Raw genomic sequence first — 19,258 nt, 5'->3', positions numbered from 1 at the left:
TCATTCCCGTGAAAACGGGAATCCAGACCTTTGGAGTTTCAGGAATCTCTAAAAATCGCCGAATCCCAAAGATTCCTAGATTCCCGCCTGCGCGGGAATGACGGATTATAGGTTTCAGACGACCTTCAAGAATTACAGCAACCCCAAACCCCGTCAAAACTTATACCTGAGCGTCCCCGACAAACTCCTCGGCTGGCCGTAGTCGTGGTACGCCGTATCCATGCGGTAGCGTTTGTCGAATACGTTGTCGAAATTCAGCGTCAGTTCGGCGTTTTTCGAAACTTGGTACTGCGCGTTCAGGTCAACCACGGCGAAGGATTTTTGGCGGGAGAGGACGCGGGCGCGTTCTTTGGCTTCATCGTCGTCAAACTCGATATTGCTGAGGTCACTGTATTTGTCCACAAAGGTCTTGCTCTGCCAGCGCACGCCGCCGCCGAGGGTCCAACGGGTTTTGGGCAGGCGGTAGGTGGTGAAGAGTTTGAAGCTGTGGCGCGGGTCGTATTGGCTGTTGGGCCGGTTGCCGTTTTCTTCGCGGGTCAGGTGCGACTGCACGCCCGCGCTGATGTCCCAGCCTTCGGCGGGCGAGCCGCTGATTTCGGCTTCCCAGCCGTGGGCTTTGGTATTCGCTGCGCGGTAGTAGGTGTCGTCGTTGTCAAATTTGCCCGCTTCGACGGCGACGTTGCGCCGTTTGGATTGGAACACCGACAGCGAGGCGTTCAGACGGCCTCCGAGCCATTCGCCTTTCAGTCCAGCCTCGACGGTGCGGCCGGTAATCGGATCGATGGGGCGGCGGTTGATGTCTGTTCCGCCGTTTTCGTGCGGCATAAACAGGCGGCTATAGGAGGCGTAGGCGGAGAGGTTGTCGGTGAGGTCGTAGGTGATGCCGGCGTAGGGGGCGAAGCGGCCTTCTTTGGCTTCCGTATTCGGGCTGCCGCCAACCGGTATGGCTTGGTAATGGTAGCGGGCGTAGTTGGCGCCCAAAAGCAGCGAGAGTTTGTCGGTGGCGTGCAGGCGGGTGGCGGCATAGCCGCTGATTTGGCGTGTTGCGATGGTGTCTCCCTCCCATTTCCAGTCGTTGACGGAAGCGATGGCGGGATAGTCGCGGCGGCGTATGAAATCGTAGATGTCGTCTATGGAATAGTTGCCTTCAGGGTTTGCCCAGGCGCGTTTGTTCCGCGTGCGGTAGCCTCCGATGCCGAATACGGCTTCGTGTTTGCGCCCCCATAAATCGTATTGCCCGTTGAGCTTGAAGCTGAAGGCATGGCTGACGATATTGTCGGCCATTTTATAAAAATTGGCTCTGGCCGAGCTGTCGTCGTGCCTGAGATAGCTGTATGGGGTGTCACCCATACCGGGATTGAGGGTTTTCTCACGGTTGTAGCGGTATTCCAGCTTGGCTTTCCAGTTGTTTTCAAAGCGGTGTTCCAGTCCGGTAAAGAGTTCCGTCGCGCGTTCCCTATACCTGCTGCCTTTGATTTTGTTGTTGTCACGGATGCCGAAGCGGGTGGGGTAGCCTGCACTGTCGTAAACGGGCAGGTCCCCGCCGTAAAATTCTTTTTCGCGCGCGCGCTGGTGGTTGATGCCGGCGTAGGCGGTGGTTTGCGGCGAAAAGTCGTATTCGGCAATGCCGTAAACCATGCCGCTGCGGTCGCGTGAACCCTCGGTCCAATGTCGCCCGCCCTCGGCGTTGACCACGGCACGGCCGCGTAGGCTGCCGCTTGGGTTGAGCGGTCCGGACACATCGGCCTCGGCATTCCAACGCCGCCATCTGCCGATACCGACGGAAATTTCAGCCTGCCGCTCTTTGGTCGGACGCTTGCGTACCAGGTTCACCGTCGCACTCGGGTCGCCCACGCTGCCCTGCAAGGCGGAAGTGCCGCGCACGACTTCCACCCGCTCGTACGCGCCCGAGTTCAGCAGTTGGTTGCCGTCGATTTCGGTGGTCATGCCGTCTATCTGGTAATCGTTGACCTTCTCGCCGCGCGCATACATGTTGGTTACCGCATAGCGCGAACTTGCCGGATTGCCGCTGATACCGTTGACCCATGAGAGCGCGTCGTAAACGCTGCGCTTGCCTTGGTCCTTCATCTGTTTGTCGGTTACCACGCTCACGCTCTGCGGCACCTCGCGCAGCGTCAGCGGCATCCCCGTTGCGGCGTAAGTGCCCGAAGCGGTATAGCCCTTGTTCAACGACTTCTGCCTCTTGCCGCGCACGGTAACAGTGGAAAGGGTAACTGCTGCCGGTTCGGCATCGGCGGGAACGTATGCGTCCGCCGCCTGCGTGCAGACAGGCAGGATAAGTAACAGCGGCGCGCTCAAACGGTAAAACTTCATTGCTACAAATTCTCCTTTTCAAGTTCAAACAATAGATTGATAGGATTGATAATAATTTTTGTATAAAATTTGGTAATTTTGTTTCATTTTGTTTTATGCGGAAGACGGGGTAGAAAAATGCGAAACGGGCAGGACGCTATGATGCGGTGAACAGGGATAGGAAAAAGAAATGACAGAGGGTTTGTAAAAGTTTGGAAAGGGGATATTGAATACCGTCATTCCCACCCCGGTCTACGCGAAGGCAGGCTGAGACGAGAATCCAACACTTTGGATTTCTGGAATCTCTGGAAAATTACTGCTGCCCAAAGAGTCCTTCGGATCCCCACCTACACGGAAATGATGAGTTGTATAGTGGATTAACTTTAAATCAGGACAAGGCGACGAAGCCGCAGACAGTACAGATAGTACGGAACCGATTCACTTGGTGCTTCAGCACCTTAGAGAATCGTTCTCTTTGAGCTAAGGCGAGGCAACGCCGTACTGGTTTAAAGTTAATCCACTATAAATTTCAGACAACCTTTACTTTTGTAGCAGCTCGTCAATTCGCTGTTGAATTGGGTTAAATTGGCAAACAAGCGTCGGAATTTTGTTACACTCTGGTTTCTTTACACTTCACACTCACACATCACACAAGGAGGCTTTATGGCATTAATGGACAGTTTGTTGAACGCGGCGGCACAAGCCTTGGGCGGCAAAGATGAAAACGGACAAAGCTCGCTGACCGACATGGCGATGAATTTGGTACAACAACAAGGCGGCGTGGGCAATCTGATTAATCAGTTGCAACAAGGCGGGTTGGGCGATGTATTAAATAGCTGGGTTTCCAACCAACAAAGCAACCTGCCCGTATCCGGCAGCGATTTGCAAAACGCTTTGGGCAGCGATGCCATCAGCCAAGTAGCGCAAAAATTCGGTCTCGACAGCCAGCAAGCCGGCGATATGTTGGCGCAGATTCTGCCCAATCTGGTAGACAAAGCCACGCCGAACGGTTCTGCGCAGGATGCGGACGGATTCGGTTTGGACGATATTGCTTCGGCGATATTGAAGAACTTCACCAAATAAGCAGTACGAAAAATATAGTGGATTAACTTTAAACCAGTACGGCGTTGCCTCGCCTTAGCTCAAAGAGAACGATTCTCTAAGGTGCTGAAGCACCAAGTGAATCGGTTCCGTACTATCTGTACTGTCTGCGGCTTCGTCGCCTTGTCCTGATTTAAATTTAATCCACTATACAAAAAGGTCGTCTGAAAAACGTTTTCAGACGACCTTCTCTTATGGTTCAAACAATTTTTACTTCTTCGCTGCCCTTCTCGCGCGGATGACTTCGACCACACCCGGCAGGATGGAAATCACGATAATCGCGACCATCACTAAAGCCAGATTGTTTTTCACCACCGGAATATTGGCGAAGAAATAGCCGGCATAGGAAAACGACAAGACCCACAATACCGCGCCGATGATGTTGTAGCGGATGAAAGTGCCGTAGTGCATACTGCCCATGCCCGCGACAAACGGGGCGAACGTCCGCACAATCGGGACGAAGCGGGCGATGATGATGGTTTTGCCGCCGTGTTTTTCGTAGAACGCGTGGGTTTTCTCCAAATACGACTGGCGGAAGATTTTGGAATTGGGGTTGGCAAAGAGTTTGCGCCCGAAAAACTTGCCGATCATGAAGTTGGCGGCATCGCCTAAAATTGCGGCGGCCAAAAGCAGCGCGATCATGACATGAATATTCATGCTGCCGACCGCGGCAATCCCGCCCGCGGCAAACAGCAGCGAATCGCCCGGCAGAAACGGCGTAACCACCAAGCCGGTTTCGCAGAAAATAATCAAAAACAACACCGCGTAAATCCATACGCCGTATTGCGCGGAAATCTCGACCAAATTCTGGTCGATGTGGAGGATAAAATCAATAAGGGTCGAAATCACGAGATTTTCCTGAAATAAAAAAGACAGAGGTCGTCTGAAAACAGACGCGTTGCCAAATGTCCGCCATTGTATATGAAACCCATGCAACGCGCCCCTTTTTCAGACGACCCTGCGCCTTGATACGCGTTGACAAAACAACGTACAATAAACCCGATTCCAACCCATCCGGTATGCCTTTGTGAACCAGCTTATTTTCGACTTCGCCGAACGCGGCTATCCCGGTTTCGACAAATTCCTCGGAACGGAAAATGCCGAACTGGTCTATGTGTTACAGCATAAACACGACCCGTTTATCTACGTCTGGGGCGAAGAAGGCGCGGGCAAAAGCCACCTGCTGCGCGCATGGGTCGCCCAAGCCCTCGACGCAGGGAAAAAAGCCGTCTATATCGACGCCGCCGCCACGCCGCTGACCGAAGCCGCCTTTGAAGCCGAATACCTCGCCATCGACCAAATCGAAAAACTGGGCAACGAAGAACAAGCCCTCCTGTTTGCCGTATTCAACCGCTTCCGTAACAGCGGCAAAGGCTTTCTGCTGTTAAGCTCCGAACACACGCCCCAACAGCTCGTCATCCGCGAAGACTTGCGCACCCGCATGGCGTACTGCCTTGTTTACGAAGTCAAACCCCTGACCGACCAAGAAAAAATCGACGCGCTCGTCAGCATGGCGGCGGCGCGCCAAGTGACCATAGACCCCGAAATCTTCGAATACCTGCTCAACCACTGGCGGCGCGACATGGACAGCCTGATGCAGATGCTCGACACGCTGGACAACTACGCCGTTACCATGGGCAAACGCATCACCCTGCCGCTTCTTCGCCAGCTTTTGAAACAACAGGAAACCCAATGAAAAACCTCGCCATCTTCGACCTCGACAACACCCTCATCAACACCGATTCCGACCATTCATGGCCGCAATACCTCATCAAAAAAGGCCTGGTTGACGCTGCCGAAACCGAAGCGCAAAACGAAAAATTCTACCGCGACTACCAAAACGGCTGCCTCGACATCGACGCCTTCCTCAAATTCCACCTCGCCCCGCTCGCCCGTTACAGCAAAGAAGAGCTGGCGGAATTTCACCGCGAATTTATGGCGGAGTTCATCACGCCCCACATCTCGCCGATGCAGCGTATGCTGGTGCAGAGCCACCAAATGTCCGGCGACGAAACCCTCGTTATCTCATCGACCAACGAGTTCATCATCACCCCCATCTGCCACCTTTTCGGCATCACCAACATCATCGGCACCCAACTCGAAACCGGCGCCGACGGCCGCTACACCGGCAACTACATCGGCACGCCCAGCCTCAAAGAAGGCAAAATCACCCGCCTGAACCAATGGCTCGCCGAACGCGGCGAAACGCTCGAAAGCTATGGCAAAACCTATTTTTACAGCGACTCCAAAAACGACCTGCCGCTGCTGCGCCTCGTCAACGAACCCGTCGCCGTCAATCCCGATGCCGAGTTAGAACAAGAAGCCAAAGCAAAAGGTTGGCCGATATTGAACTTCAAATAAGCAAAACCGCACCCGCCGCCCAAACGGGCGCAACTCCGTAGCGTGGGCTTCACCCTCGAAAACAAAGGTCGTCTGAAAATAAGTGCCCCCCGTAGCGTGGGCTTCGCCCGCGAAAACAAAGGTCGTCTGAAAATAGCACAACCCCGTAGCGTGGGCTTAGCCCACGGAAAACAAAAGGTCGTCTGAAAACAAATCAAAAACAACCCCCTAAACCCGCTACAAATCTACAAATAAGGAAAACAATATGTCCATCCGCGCCATCATCCCCGCCCTGCTGTTTGCCTTCGTCCTACCCGCAACCGCGCAAACCGTCAACCCGGCAGAATACGCCCCCGCATCCGAAAATACCGCACAACCCATCAAACCCGTCAAACTGTCCATCCTGGTTTCCCCCGAAGGCAAAGCCGTAGAAGTCAGCATTCTCGAATCCAGCGGATATGAAGGACTCGACGAAACAGCCGTGGCAACCGCCAAAAAAGACAAATACAAAGCCGCCGGATACTGGGTGAAATATAAAGGAACCATCGAGTTTAAAAACCAATAGGTCGTCTGAAATGTCCGCGTTCAAACCCGTCATCGTTACCACCACCGCCCCGACCTGCGAAGAAGCCGAAAAAATCGGCAGCCTGCTTTTAGAAAAGCAACTTGCCGCCTGCGTGCAATACGAAGCTATCACCAGCCAATACCTTTGGAACGGCGAAATCTGCCGCGACGACGAAATCCGCATCACCATCAAAACCTCGCGCCACTGCTACCGCGAAATCCAAAAAACCATCATCGCCAACCACAGCTACGAATGCCCGCAAATCCTGATGCAAAACGTATCGCGCGGATACGCCCCCTATTTGCGCTGGTTGAAGCGGTGTCTCGGTTTATAGTGAATTATAGTAGATTAAATTTAAACCAGTACGGCGTTGCCTCGCCTTAGCTCAAAGAGAACGATTCTCTAAGGTGCTGAAGCACCAAGTGAATCGGTTCCGTACTATCTGTACTGTCTGCGGCTTCGTTTCCTTGTCCTGATTTAAAGTTAATCCACTATATAAAACAGCCGCGCCGTCTGAAAAACGCACAAGCATCATTATGAATTTACAGGGAAGTCCACTATAATGACGGCTTTTGATTTTCAGACGACCTCCGTCTGCATCCGCAATCCCAAACCAAAAGGAAACCCATGTTCCGCACCATGCTCGGCGGCAAGATACACCGCGCCACCGTTACCGAAGCCGACCTTAACTACGTCGGCAGCATCACCATAGACCAAGACCTGCTCGACGCCGCAGGCATCCTCGTTAACGAAAAAGTCGCCATCGTCAACAACAACAACGGCGAACGCTTCGAAACCTACACCATCCCCGGCGAACGCGGCAGCGGCGTCGTCTGCCTCAACGGCGCAGCCGCACGGCTCGTCCAAAAAGGCGACATCGTCATCATCATGTCCTACGTCATGCTGTCCGAACCCGAAATCGCCGCGCACGAACCCAAAGTCGTCCTCGTGGACGAACACAACAAAATCCGCGACATCCTCTCCTACGAGCCGCCGCACACCGTCCTATAAAACACAAAGGTCGTCTGAAACCGCAAAATCCGCTTTCAGAAGACCTTTCAGCCATTTTCAGACGACCTTCGAGAAAGCCCCACCATCATGAACATCCGCATCAACAACCTCACCGTCGGCAACGACCTCCCCTTTACCCTGTTCGGTGGCATCAACGTCCTGGAAGACCTCGATTCCACCCTCAAAGCCTGCGAACAATACGTCAAAGTGACCGACAAACTCGGCATTCCCTACGTCTTCAAAGCCTCCTTCGACAAAGCCAACCGCTCCTCCATCCACTCCTTCCGCGGCGTCGGCTTGGACGAAGGCATGAAAATCTTCCAAGCCGTCAAACGCGAGTTTGACGTACCCGTCATCACCGACGTCCACGAACCCTACCAATGCGCCCCCGTCGCCGAAGTCTGCGACGTCATCCAACTGCCCGCCTTCCTCGCCCGCCAAACCGACCTCGTCGTCGCCATGGCAAAAACCGGCAACGTCATCAACATCAAAAAACCCCAGTTCCTCAGCCCCTCGCAGATGAAAAACATCGTCGAAAAATTCCAAGAAGCGGGCAACGGACAAATCATACTGTGCGAACGCGGTGCCAACTTTGGCTACGACAACCTCGTCGTCGATATGCTCGGCTTCGGCGTCATGAAGCAAACCTGCGGCGGCCTGCCCGTCATCTTCGACGTCACCCACTCCCTGCAAACCCGCGAATCCGGTGCCGCCGCATCCGGCGGACGACGCGCGCAAGTGCTGGACTTGGCGCTCGCCGGCATGGCAACCCGCCTCGCAGGCCTCTTCCTCGAATCCCACCCCAACCCCGACCAAGCCAAATGCGACGGCCCCAGCGCCCTGCCGCTCGCCCAGCTGGAAGACTTCCTGACCCGCGTCAAAGCCGTGGACGAAACCGTCAAATCCTTCGCGCCTATGGACATCCGTTAATGCGGCATGGCAAACGAAAGGTCGTCTGAAAATTGAATCGTCGGTTTACCTTGTGTAAACTGACGGTCAGGCAATTTTGTATTTCAATCGATTTTTCGATATAAAATAGTAAATACACAAACCATCAACATTGTGGGCAAACGCGAAAACCCTGAAAACGGATTCGCCGCCTGCGCCCGATTCTTCAACTGCTCATTACATATAAGGAAAACAATATGAAAACATGGAAAACCCTACTTGGCGCCGCCGCGTTCACCTTGACCCTGACTTCTGCCGCCGTGGCGGAGACGGCTTATGTACCGGGTCTGCACGTTACCGAACCCAACCAGCTCGTTACCGCCAAAAAAGTCAAACGCAAAGATTTGTTCGGCATGTGGGGAAACACCAGTAAAAACGCTGACGGCTCCCTGCTCAACGCCAGCCTGATGCGCCCCGACGGTACCGGCCGCGACCTGATCCATTTCCAAGCAAATTCCGGCGATACGACCACCATTACCCAAGACTTCAAATGGAAATTCAGCCGTTGGAGACAAGAATTCCGTCAAACCATAACCAACTACACCGTCAGCCACAACGATGGCGCGCCCGAACAAAAACCTGACGAAATCGGCAAAACCGTCAAATTCAAGGTTCCGTTGCTGCTGAAGCTGGAAGGCAAACCCAACGTATTGGAAATGACCAATAAAGAAGGTACGGACAGCGTCCGCTATTACCGCTACAACGAAGAAGCCATGCCTGATCTGCTGAAAAAACTGGAAGCGCAATAATCCATCTTCCCAATACTGAAAGGTCGTCTGAAAACCTGATTTCAAGGTTTTCAGACGACCTCTTGTTTTCTGTTGTCCCTTTAAGGATTTCTAGTTCTTTGTAACTAAAAACAATCATCAATAATATTTACATTTTGAAATAAAAAGAGTAAGGTTGCCTTGCTTTTCGGGCTTTCCGTTGGCTTTTGAACCGTAAACAATAAATTTGAGGAAGAAACATGAAAAAATTATGGATACTTGGCGCATTGGGCTTGAGTATGGCGGCGCAGGCGCATGATTTGTGGGTGTCGGCTCCGGTGCGTTTGGATTCGGGCAGTACGTTGAAAGCGGATTTGGGTTACAGCCATGATTTCCCGAATGTTGAAAAAATCGCCGACGACCGTGTGCATATTTTCAAACCGCTGCAACTGACCGACAAATCCGGAAAAACCGTCGATTTGACGAATAAAGGCGAAAATTACCAATATGTTTCCAAATCCCGTCTGAAAGACGGCTCGTATTGGGTCGGCGCGGTGTACAAACCGACTTTCTGGTCGCAAAACAGCGAAGGCTGGAAACAGAAAACCTTGAAAGACCTGCCCGGCGCGACTTATTGCGAACAGGCTCAGATGTTCGGCAAAGCGTTTTTGCAAGTGGGCAGCGCTGGTGTGGATGAAAGCGTGTTGACCCGTCCGGTCGGTCATGAATTAGAACTGGTTCCGCTGAAAAACCCGAATGAAGTCAAGGCAGGCGGTCTGCTGCCGGTTAAAGTGCTTTATAAAGGCAAACCGTTGGCTAAAGCGACGGTAATGGCAAGCTCGGATACGCTGGCGGAAATGGACTTGGCGGCGACACACGACCACCGCGAGCCGCAAGGTTTCTCAGGAAAAACGGATAAAGACGGTGTTGTCAATGTAATCCCTTTGATTGAAGGTTTGTGGAAAATCAAAGCCGTCCATCAGGCTGACTACGCCGATAAAAGCGTTTGCCAAGAGAACAAATCCTATGCAACATTGATCATGCCTATCGGAACGAAACGCGCGGCTGAACGGCATGAACACCATCATCATCAACACTAATTAAGTGTGAAAGATCGAAAAGGTCGTCTGAAAAAGTTTTCAGACGACTTTTCTTTATATAGTAGATTAAATTTATAGTGGATTTACAAACCCAATGCCTCAGCGTGAAACTCGATATGCGAGTCGATAAAGCTGGCGATGAAGAAATAATCGTGTCCGTAGCCGGGGCGGACTTTGTATTGCACATTAAAACCGTTGGCGCGGGCAGTATTGACAAAGGCTTCAGGTTGCAGTTCGTCGGGGAACAGTGGATCGGCGCCGCCTTGGTCGATGAGTATCGGCAGCTTGCGTGAGGTCGTCTGAACGAGCGATGTGCTGTCGTAAGCCTTCCAAGCCTCTGATTCCGCGCCCAGATAGGCGGCAAACGCCTGCTTTCCACCTCGGCTGGCGGTCGGATGGCACAAGGGGGCGAACGCAGAAACGGCGGCATAGCGGCCCGGATTTTTCAGAGCAATGGAAAGCGCGCCGTGTCCGCCCATGCTGAAACCCGCGATGCTGCGTTCTTGAGTGGCGGGGAAATGCCGTTCCACCCACTCGGGCAATTCATGGCTGATATGGCTGTACATCTGATAATGCGCCGCCCACGGCTGTTCGGTCGCATCGACGTAAAATCCCGCGCCTTGTCCGATAAACTCGTCCGTGCTGTCGCTGATATGGCTGCCGCGCGGCGAAGTGTCGGGGAAAACGACGATGATGTTCCATTGCGCGGCGAAACGCTGGATGCCGGTTTGGCGTATCAGTTCCGAGCCGTCGCTGTTCAATCCCGACAAAAAATACAAAACCGGCGCGGGATAGCCTTTCAATACCTGCGGCGGCAGGTAGATACCAAAAGTCATGTCGGTTTGGCAGGTTTCGGAAAAGCAGCGGTATTGCTCCTGATGGCCGTTGAACATTTTGGCGCGGGAAAGCAGGTGTAATTCGTGTGCGGACATAGATAGGATGGTGTGGAAAAAGCGAAGGCATCATCTTAACAGAAAGACCGCGTTACGGGCTTTTAAAAACCTATCGAACGGTATGGTTTCAGACGACACTAATCTATACACAAACTCTGTGGATAAGTTTGTTGATAAGCTTTGGGTAATCGGAATTTTTGCTTTTGGAACAACCCAAGCCTTTCGGTGCTTAAAAAATAGTCAAATAAAATACAATAAAATCAATTAGTTATAAAAATAAAAATTTTCAAAGTCTTTATGGGAAAAATCTATAAGCAAAACAAGCCAATGCGAAATTGTGTATAAAAAGTGATTGACACGCCCGATAAATGTCAAATGAATTGACTCAAAAAGAAAGGCGGCGGCTGTTCCCGCATAGGGAAAAACTTCAATCCCCCTGCCTTTCGCGTTACAATACGCGCTTACTTTTTTACACAGAAAAACACACCATGAAAGCCAGCCAATTTTTCATTTCCACCCTGAAAGAAGCCCCCGCCGAAGCCGCGCTTGCCAGCCACAAGCTGATGATTCGCGCCGGTCTGATTAAAGCCAACGCGTCCGGCCTTTATACTTGGATGCCGATGGGGCTGCGCGTGTTGCGCAAAGTTGAAAACGTCGTGCGCGAAGAAATGGCGCGCGCGGGCAGCGTGGAGTTGCTGATGCCGGTGGTGCAGCCTGCCGAGCTGTGGCAGGAATCCGGCCGCTGGGAATTTTACGGTAAAGAACTGCTGCGCCTGAAAGACCGCCACGACCGCGATTTCTGCATGGGCCCGACCTGCGAGGAAGTCATCGCCGACATCGTGCGCAAAGAAATCAACAGCTACAAACAGCTGCCGAAAAACTTTTACCACATCCAAACCAAATTCCGCGACGAAGTGCGCCCGCGCTTCGGCGTGATGCGCGCGCGCGAGTTCGTCATGAAAGATGCTTATTCCTTCCATGCCGACTACTCCTCGCTTCAGACGACCTATGATGCCATGTACGACGCTTACTGCCGTATCTTCACCCGTCTGGGCTTGGAGTTCCGCCCCGTCGCCGCCGACACCGGCAGCATCGGCGGTACCGGTTCGCACGAGTTTCAAGTATTAGCGGAAAGCGGTGAAGATGTGATTGCATACAGCGACACTTCCGATTACGCCGCCAATATCGAACTGGCACCGACCTTGCCACTCAAAGGCGAACGCGCGGCCGCTCAGGCAGAGCTGGCCAAAGTACACACGCCGAACGTCAAAACCATTGATTCATTGGTTGATTTCCTCAGCATTCCGATTGAAAAAACGCTGAAATCCATCGTTGTCGAAGGCGAAAACGAAGGCGAAATCGTCTTATTGCTGTTGCGCGGCGACCATGAGTTTAACGACATCAAAGCCGAAAAACTCGCAGGCGTGAAATCGCCGCTGACCATGGCAGACCCTGCCGCCATCCGTGCGCAGTTCGGCGCAAACGGCGGCTCGCTCGGCCCCGTCGGCTTCAAAGGCAAAGTCTATGCCGATTTCGCCACCGAAAAAGGCGCGGACTGGGTTATCGGCGCGAACGAAGACGACTACCACTATACCGGCTTCAACTTCGGCCGCGACGCCGCCGAGCCTGAGTTTGTCGATTTACGCAACGTCGTTGAAGGCGACGAAAGCCCCGATGGACAAGGTCGTCTGAAACTGGCGCGCGGCATCGAAGTCGGACACGTCTTCCAATTGCGCGACAAATACACCCAAGCCATGAACGTAAGCTTCCTCGACAACAACGGCAAATCGCAAATCATGGAAATGGGCTGCTACGGCATCGGCATCACCCGCGTTGTTGCCGCCGCCATCGAGCAGAACAACGACGAAAAAGGCATCATCTGGACAAAAGCGATGGCGCCGTTTGAAGTCGTTATCGTGCCGATGAACTACAAAAAATCAGACTCCGTACGCGAAGCCGCCGACAAAATCTACGCCGAACTGCTGGTCGCAGGCGCAGACGTCCTCCTCGACGACCGCGACGAACGCGCAGGCGTGCTGCTGAACGACTCCGAGCTTCTGGGCATCCCACACCGCATCGTCATCGGCGACCGCGCCCTGAAAGAAGGCAATGTCGAATACGCCGAACGCCGCGACAATCAGGCACAAACCGTGGGCTTGAATGAAATCGCCGGCAAAGTATTGGCTGCATTGAAAGACTAATGACGGTTTAAAACGGATGCAGATGAAAGAAGGTCGTCTGAAAACTGGAAAACAGGTTTCAGACTACCTTCATTATTGTGAAATCAGAAGCTTAACGGATGAATGCTTTGCTTCATTCTTGCACGAACCGGCATTCAATCGGACAACTGCCGTTTCAAAAACCAATCGCCGAACGGCCAGTCCACGCTGTCGAGCAGGTTTTTGGTAATCAGCCCCAGCTCGGTATCGCCTTCGATTTGCAGTTTGCGGTTGAAAAACAAAGTATCCGGGTCTTCCTCGCGCATCATCATGCGCATAAAGTCGATGCCGTTGGCGGCAAGGCGCAAATCGGGTGTGCCGAAAAAATCCGCATCAATAAATTTTTCGGCATTGGCGGTGAAACGCACCTTGATGCCCGCGTCCAATACGTCGATTTCGAATTTTTTGCCGTCAAACAGGCTCATGTCGGCGGGCAGCAATCCGCGTTTGAGCATGGTGTTGAGGGCAAAAACCAAAGCGAAACGCGGCGGCCTGCACGGTAATTTACCGCCGATTTTTCCCGCCCATGCGGGCAATACGATTTCAGGCAACGCCATAATATTCCTCCTTCACGGCTTCGATACCCGCCTGGCCGTGCCAATAGCCGTCCACCAGCGTGCCGGTGGTCAGTCGTTCCAATTCGGGCAGCGCATCCGCCAGGGCAGTTTTGCCGTCCAATACGTCGCGGTGGATACGGACGATTTCCGCCATGCCGTGCATTTGCGGCGACAGACGCAGCATGTTCACGCCGATTTGCCGCAAATCCTCATGGTGCGGCAGCAGGTTTTGGCAGCCATAAGACATGGTTTGAATGCCGTTGATGGTTAAAAACGGTTTGCCCTCGCGGGTATTCATGTCCATGCCTTGTTCGTAATCCAAGCAGCGGAATTCGCAGCCGTCTTTGTTCAGGTTGTAATGCCGCGCAGTAAAGCAGCGTGAAGAGTACGCCAAAGGCATTTTGCCCCAAGCAAACAATTCCGTTTCGATGTCGTCTGAAGCCTTGATGATTTCGGCAATTTTGTCGCGGCTCAACTCAGACGGCGCAATCCAGCGGTATGCGCCCAGTTTTTGGAATAGCGCCAGCGTGCTTTCGTTGTAAATGTTCAGGCTGGCGCCGGCGACAAACGGAATGCCGTGTTCGCGCGCCAGTTTGACCGCGCCCATGTCGTTGGCTTCGACTTTGAATTTTTCCTGCCCCGTGATTTTGCGCAGGCGTTTCAAATCGGATTCGCTTTCCAGCAGCACCTGCGACGACAGAATAATTTCCTTGCCGCTTTCCGCCAAATCTTCCGCCAGGCTGACCCAGTCGGCAAAACGCATTTTCTGGCGGCGCGAACACACCACTTCGCCCAGATAAATGGTATCCACCGGCGCATCCAGCATGGCGGCGTAAAATTCCAGCAGCGCTTCCTTCTGCCAGAAAAACAAAACCGGCCCCATCGATAATTTCATCGGATTCATTTTCCCTCCCCCTTATTTCCACGGACGGCTGTATGCGCCCAAGGTCGTCTGATGCCCTTCCGAAACCTTGCTCAAAGCATTGTTCCATAGCGGATTGACTTTGAAATGTGCCGGATTGGCAGCGGCCGCATCCAAAGCCTGCCGCAGCGATTTGGTTACCTGCGCCGTGTACATCGGGCTGCGCTGGTGGCCTTCTATTTTGATGGCGGAAACGCCGATTTTGATGAGTTCGGGCAACATTTCCAAAACATTCAGGCTGGTCGGCTCTTCCAGCGCGTAATAGGTTTCGTCGTTTACCTCGAAACGGCCTTTGCACAAGGTCGGATAGCCTGCCGGTTCGTTCGGTTTGTATTGGTCGATTAACACTTGGTTCAGCCGCACGTTCATGCGGTCGGGCAACTGCTCCCAGCGTACGGCTTTGGCAGGCGAACACACGCCCTGCATATTCGGTGATTCGCCCGTCGCATAGCTCGACAAAATGCAGCGCCCTTCCACCATCACGCACAGGCTGCCGAAACCGAACACTTCGATTTCCACATCCGTATTGTCAATCACATGTTTGACCTGATCGACCGTCAAAACGCGCGGCAGCACGGCGCGGCGGATGCCAAACAGCTCCTTCATCATATTGATGGCTTCATAATTGGTCGCCGAACCCTGCACCGACATGTGCAGCCTCAAATTAGGATGACGCTCGGCGGCATAAGCCATAATCGCAGGGTCGGCGACGATTATCGCGTCCGCCCCCAGTTGCACCGCCGTATCGACAGCCCGATGCCACCGCTCGATTTGCCCCGCCTGGGCAAAAGTATTAATGGCCATCAACACATTGCGGCCGCGCGCATGGGCGTAAGCCACCCCTTCCTGCGCCGATTTCATATCGAAATTCAGCCCCGGGAAATTGCGCGCATTCGTCGCATCTTTTAGCCCCATATAAACCGTGTCCGCGCCATTGTCCACCGCCGTCTTCAAAGCGGGCAGGTTGCCGGCGGGACAAACCAACTCAGGGATTTTCGGCATTTTGCGTTCCTCGACTCTTGTAGTTTGTTATTCGAAAATCAATATTTAGTATGATTTCGGGTATTTTAGAGATTTGGACACAAGATATTATGATTTAAATCAATTGTGAAATCAGGTTTGGATAACGTATGTTTTAGTTAACATAATTTAACCATGTTAAATATCAAGTTAATCAGCGGGTTATCTTTTCCAATTTGATAATATGAGATTAGTTATTATCTATTAAATTTATAGATTTTTACAATAAAAGGTCGTCTGAAACAGGTTTCAGACGACCTTTTATGTACTCAACGCGAATAATCGCACCTAGGGCTAAAATTATTCATTTGCAGCCCCAAACTGCCTATCTCCTCCACTCACTCCAACAGTCCATAATGGTACACGGATGATTTTGAACCAGTTGTTTATAAAAAATAGCGAATCCGTCGGCTTTGGGATAAAAATGATAAGCAACTTGGCTTCCATCCGCTCTAAACTCCAGCCGCTAAACATGAGTACCGAAAAGGGCCATCATCGTCCTACTCAAATAAATCAAATCTTGAAGAGGATGACGTGCTTTGATTTCACTGCCTTCACAAATGAAAATCTCGTTTTTGCCAAAATAAATCCGTTCGTTATCCAATAAATTACCGAGACTGATGCAGATGAGCGGTTCGTTTTCCCAAATGATTTCAGGCGCTGGCCGTACTCTGCGGGCAATCAGGATGAAAATGAAGCATCCGACTAAAAATATAAAAATGTATGCCATAGCTGATAAACTGAATAAATGATGATGGAACGCGGATAATCATATGGCAAATTTGCGTATTGGAAAACTCATTATCAATATCTTAATATTGTCTTGAGTGATCAGCCTTGCCGACAAATTTCTTTTAATTAGCTAAATAAATAAAAATAAGAATTGATTTCATTTATATTTTGAACTAAGATAGCCCATATTTCACACCTCGTCTGAAACGACCATGCGCTACCATTTCCCGATTTCCGTCGATATGTACGACTTTTTGACCACAGGCCGATTTGATTATCTGGAGATCGGACAGACGGCGGAGATGATCCTGCAAATGTTCCCTGCACCCGAATGCGTGCCCAAAGGGCTTTTGGTAAAAAAGGGGTGGAACATTTGGCTCTACGGCGATATCGAATTGCATTTTTCAGACGACCGCCTGACTCAAATCCGGGCGGACTTTCAGCCCGGTACCTCGCTGAACGGCGGGCGTTGGTTAAGCTTAAATCCTTGGTTTTTCAGGCACGCGGACAAGCTTGATTTGTATTCCGCCATTGCCAAACTTGTGCAACACCATATCGACTTCATCAAAATCGATACGCCTTCCGCCCTGATTTTGCGTTTGCAAAGCGGCGTAGAGCTGATGTTTGAAAAGTGCAATGGGCAGCGTCTGTTCGCTTTTTGCAAACAAAAGACCACCCTGCCCCAATGGGCGCATGAAACGGCGTAGGTTCGAGCCATCGGGCAAATCTACAAAGTCTGTTTGCTTTCCCTGATCAAAGGTCGTCTGAAAACCAAATGCCGTTTCAGACGACCTTCCTCTATCGTTTTCCGCTAAAATACCCGTCTCTTTTTCTTTCCCGACCGTCTTCAATGTCCCAGCGCAAAATCATCCATATCGACATGGACGCGTTCTACGCATCGGTAGAACTGCGCGAGCAGCCGCATTTGAAAGGACTGCCCGTGGTCGTCGCGTGGGAGGGCGCGCGTTCGGTGATTTGCGCCGCATCGTATGAGGCGCGGCAGTTCGGGCTGCATTCCGCGATGTCGGTGGCGACGGCGAAAAGGCTGTGTCCGCAAGCGGTGTATGTGCCGCCGCATTTCGATTTGTACCGTCAGGTTTCCGCGCAGATTCATGCAGTATTCAGGCGCTATACTGATTTAATCGAACCCCTGTCGCTGGACGAGGCCTATCTTGACGTGACCCATAATTTCAAAAATATCCCTTACGCCAGCGAAGTTGCCAAAGAAATCCGCGCCGCCATTTTTGCAGAAACCGGCCTGACCGCTTCCGCAGGCATCGCGCCGAACAAATTTCTAGCGAAAATCGCGTCGGACTGGCGCAAGCCGAACGGGCAATTCGTCCTGCCGCCGCACAAGGTCATGGCATTTTTGGAAACCCTGCCCTTGGGCAAAATCCCCGGCGTGGGCAAAGTCACGCTGAAAAAAATGCAGTCGCTGGGTATGCAGACGGCAGGCGATTTGCGCCGTTTCGAGCGCGGCGAACTCTTAAACCATTTCGGACGCTATGGCTACCGCCTCTATGATTTGGCGCGCGGTACGGACGAACGCCCCGTCAAAGCCGAACGCGAACGCCTCCAAATCTCCACCGAAATCACCCTGCCCGAAGACCTGTCGCTTGAACAGGCGGCAGGACATCTGCCCCACCTTGCTGAAGACCTGTGGCGGCAAATCGCACGCAAAAACGTCGAAGCCAAAGGCGTAACCCTCAAGCTGAAAACCCATGATTTCCGCATCATCACCCGCTCCCTGACCTACTCTTCCGTCCTGCCCGACACCGACGCTCTGCTTTGCGCCGCGCAGACCCTGATGCAGCGCGTGCCGCCCCAGCGCGAAGACGCTTTCCGTCTCATCGGCATAGGCGTGAACCACCTCGTACCGAAAGACCAGCAGCAATCGCTTTGGTTATAAAGAAATAGAAAAGCATTCTTTCCCCTTCGCGCGAGACCGCCCGACAATAATGTTCCGTACAAACTTTCAGACGACCCCTTTTGCCGCAAGAGGGGTCGTCTGAAAACAAAAATCAAGGAACAAGCCAACCATGTCCCTCTTCCGCCCCCAGCTTTGGCGCATCCCGACGACAGGCGAAGCCGAACGGCGCCGGCTGCCCGAGTTGACCGCCACGCTCGAAACCCGCCTCAAACACATCGCCCGCCGCTATCCGCAAGCCGTTTTCGCCTCCAGCCTTGCCGTCGAAGACATGATCATTACTGACGCCATCTGCCGCCTGAAACTCCCCCTGCGCATCATCACCCTCGACACCGGTAAGCTCAATCCCGAAACCGCCGCCCTGATTACCGCCGTCAACGTCCGCTACCAAACCGAGCTGGAAGTTTTCCACCCCGACCCCGAAAGCGCGCGACAGTTTGAGCAGGAATTCGGCGCAACCGCCATGTACGACAGCGTCGAGCTGCGCCGCCGTTGCTGCCACATCCGCAAAATCGAGCCGCTCAACCGCGCCCTGAAAAACGCCCCCGCCTGGCTGACCGGACAACGCCGAAGCCAATCGGCAACCCGCAGCGAATTGGATTTTGAAGAAACCGACCACAGCCGCAACATCGCCAAGTTCAACCCCATTTTCGACTGGGAAGAAAACGATGTCTGGGCATACGCGCAAGCCTACGACGTCCCGCTCAACGCCCTGTATTTTCAAGGCTATCCGAGCATAGGCTGCGAACCCTGCACCCGCCCCGTCAAAGCAGACGAAGACATCCGCGCCGGACGCTGGTGGTGGGAAAGCAAAGACAGCAAAGAATGCGGGCTGCACAAATAATCCTTGTCAGGCAAGGCAAAAGGTCGTCTGAAACCCAAATTCAGGTTTCAGACGACCTT

20 protein-coding genes are annotated in these 19,258 nt (G+C 52.7%); 14 read left to right on the top strand and 6 right to left on the bottom strand.

Going from position 1 to position 19,258, the window contains the following annotated elements; all coding sequences use genetic code 11:
• Window positions 1-153 precede the first annotated feature (153 nt).
• On the bottom strand, window positions 154-2,334 hold the full coding sequence (locus tag HMPREF1028_RS11275) for a TonB-dependent siderophore receptor (RefSeq protein WP_009312879.1): 2,181 nt from the start codon (window positions 2,332-2,334) through the stop codon (window positions 154-156).
• 642 nt (window positions 2,335-2,976) lie between these two features.
• Between HMPREF1028_RS11275 and HMPREF1028_RS11270 the strand changes: the two genes are divergently transcribed.
• Entirely contained in the window at window positions 2,977-3,396 is a 420-nt protein-coding gene (locus tag HMPREF1028_RS11270) for a YidB family protein (RefSeq protein ID WP_003756377.1), read from the top strand.
• Between the two features lie 228 nt (window positions 3,397-3,624).
• Here HMPREF1028_RS11270 and HMPREF1028_RS11265 read toward each other — a convergent pair whose 3' ends face one another.
• Window positions 3,625-4,263 carry a DedA family protein gene (locus HMPREF1028_RS11265; protein ID WP_009312878.1) on the bottom strand — a complete coding sequence of 213 codons (639 nt, stop codon included), beginning with the start codon at window positions 4,261-4,263 and terminating at the stop codon, window positions 3,625-3,627.
• Window positions 4,264-4,441: 178 nt separating this feature from the next.
• Between HMPREF1028_RS11265 and hda the strand changes: the two genes are divergently transcribed.
• The 9 genes from hda to HMPREF1028_RS11225 all read left to right on the top strand — a co-directional run bounded on the left by hda (window position 4,442) and on the right by HMPREF1028_RS11225 (window position 10,085).
• Window positions 4,442-5,110 (top strand): DnaA regulatory inactivator Hda, encoded by a 669-nt coding sequence (gene hda / locus HMPREF1028_RS11260; protein WP_003763115.1) that lies wholly within the window; start codon window positions 4,442-4,444, stop codon window positions 5,108-5,110.
• Window positions 5,107-5,775 carry an HAD family hydrolase gene (locus HMPREF1028_RS11255; RefSeq protein WP_009312877.1) on the top strand — a complete coding sequence of 223 codons (669 nt, stop codon included), beginning with the start codon at window positions 5,107-5,109 and terminating at the stop codon, window positions 5,773-5,775. The genes hda and HMPREF1028_RS11255 overlap by 4 nt, the downstream gene beginning before the upstream one ends.
• A gap of 42 nt (window positions 5,776-5,817) precedes the next feature.
• A complete protein-coding gene (locus HMPREF1028_RS14920) occupies window positions 5,818-5,961 on the top strand; it encodes a hypothetical protein (RefSeq protein WP_156798168.1) in 144 nt (47 codons plus the stop codon).
• Window positions 5,962-6,019: 58 nt separating this feature from the next.
• Window positions 6,020-6,319, top strand: coding sequence for a TonB family protein (locus HMPREF1028_RS11250; RefSeq protein ID WP_009312876.1), 300 nt, complete (start codon window positions 6,020-6,022; stop codon window positions 6,317-6,319).
• Between the two features lie 10 nt (window positions 6,320-6,329).
• Complete coding sequence (gene cutA, locus HMPREF1028_RS11245; RefSeq protein WP_009312875.1) at window positions 6,330-6,653, top strand: divalent-cation tolerance protein CutA; 324 nt, start codon at window positions 6,330-6,332, stop codon at window positions 6,651-6,653.
• Between the two features lie 293 nt (window positions 6,654-6,946).
• Complete coding sequence (panD, locus tag HMPREF1028_RS11240; RefSeq protein ID WP_003767516.1) at window positions 6,947-7,330, top strand: aspartate 1-decarboxylase; 384 nt, start codon at window positions 6,947-6,949, stop codon at window positions 7,328-7,330.
• An 87-nt stretch (window positions 7,331-7,417) separates the two neighbouring features.
• Window positions 7,418-8,260, top strand: a complete 843-nt coding sequence (gene kdsA / locus HMPREF1028_RS11235) for a 3-deoxy-8-phosphooctulonate synthase (protein WP_003767526.1) — start codon at window positions 7,418-7,420, stop codon at window positions 8,258-8,260.
• Window positions 8,261-8,475: 215 nt separating this feature from the next.
• Window positions 8,476-9,027, top strand: a complete 552-nt coding sequence (locus tag HMPREF1028_RS11230) for a hypothetical protein (protein WP_009312874.1) — start codon at window positions 8,476-8,478, stop codon at window positions 9,025-9,027.
• A 218-nt stretch (window positions 9,028-9,245) separates the two neighbouring features.
• A complete protein-coding gene (locus tag HMPREF1028_RS11225) occupies window positions 9,246-10,085 on the top strand; it encodes a DUF4198 domain-containing protein (RefSeq protein WP_009312873.1) in 840 nt (279 codons plus the stop codon).
• Window positions 10,086-10,168: 83 nt separating this feature from the next.
• Here HMPREF1028_RS11225 and fghA read toward each other — a convergent pair whose 3' ends face one another.
• A complete protein-coding gene (gene fghA / locus HMPREF1028_RS11220) occupies window positions 10,169-11,017 on the bottom strand; it encodes an S-formylglutathione hydrolase (RefSeq protein ID WP_009312872.1) in 849 nt (282 codons plus the stop codon).
• A gap of 449 nt (window positions 11,018-11,466) precedes the next feature.
• Between fghA and HMPREF1028_RS11210 the strand changes: the two genes are divergently transcribed.
• On the top strand, window positions 11,467-13,179 hold the full coding sequence (locus HMPREF1028_RS11210) for a proline--tRNA ligase (RefSeq protein ID WP_009312871.1): 1,713 nt from the start codon (window positions 11,467-11,469) through the stop codon (window positions 13,177-13,179).
• Window positions 13,180-13,313: 134 nt separating this feature from the next.
• Here HMPREF1028_RS11210 and HMPREF1028_RS11205 read toward each other — a convergent pair whose 3' ends face one another.
• From HMPREF1028_RS11205 to HMPREF1028_RS11195, 3 genes are read right to left on the bottom strand one after another with little or no spacing between them, the layout of a single operon-like run.
• Entirely contained in the window at window positions 13,314-13,754 is a 441-nt protein-coding gene (locus HMPREF1028_RS11205) for an SCP2 sterol-binding domain-containing protein (RefSeq protein WP_009312870.1), read from the bottom strand.
• Window positions 13,741-14,658 (bottom strand): U32 family peptidase, encoded by a 918-nt coding sequence (locus HMPREF1028_RS11200; RefSeq protein ID WP_009312869.1) that lies wholly within the window; start codon window positions 14,656-14,658, stop codon window positions 13,741-13,743. The genes HMPREF1028_RS11205 and HMPREF1028_RS11200 overlap by 14 nt, the downstream gene beginning before the upstream one ends.
• A gap of 12 nt (window positions 14,659-14,670) precedes the next feature.
• Window positions 14,671-15,678, bottom strand: a complete 1,008-nt coding sequence (locus HMPREF1028_RS11195; protein ID WP_009312868.1) for a peptidase U32 family protein — start codon at window positions 15,676-15,678, stop codon at window positions 14,671-14,673.
• 962 nt (window positions 15,679-16,640) lie between these two features.
• On the opposite strand from HMPREF1028_RS11195, the gene HMPREF1028_RS11185 reads away from it, so the two are divergent.
• The 3 genes from HMPREF1028_RS11185 to HMPREF1028_RS11175 all read left to right on the top strand — a co-directional run bounded on the left by HMPREF1028_RS11185 (window position 16,641) and on the right by HMPREF1028_RS11175 (window position 19,199).
• On the top strand, window positions 16,641-17,135 hold the full coding sequence (locus tag HMPREF1028_RS11185; RefSeq protein WP_003756439.1) for a hypothetical protein: 495 nt from the start codon (window positions 16,641-16,643) through the stop codon (window positions 17,133-17,135).
• Between the two features lie 143 nt (window positions 17,136-17,278).
• Window positions 17,279-18,337 (top strand): DNA polymerase IV, encoded by a 1,059-nt coding sequence (gene dinB, locus HMPREF1028_RS11180; RefSeq protein ID WP_003761139.1) that lies wholly within the window; start codon window positions 17,279-17,281, stop codon window positions 18,335-18,337.
• A 130-nt stretch (window positions 18,338-18,467) separates the two neighbouring features.
• Entirely contained in the window at window positions 18,468-19,199 is a 732-nt protein-coding gene (locus HMPREF1028_RS11175; protein ID WP_003765388.1) for a phosphoadenylyl-sulfate reductase, read from the top strand.
• Window positions 19,200-19,258: the final 59 nt, after the last annotated feature.

The organism is Neisseria sp. GT4A_CT1, assembly GCF_000227275.1.
In the GTDB taxonomy this organism is placed as follows: Bacteria; Pseudomonadota; Gammaproteobacteria; order Burkholderiales; family Neisseriaceae; genus Neisseria.
The sequence above is the reverse complement of the archived record's forward strand: the minus strand, read 5'-3'. Positions and strand labels throughout refer to the sequence as shown.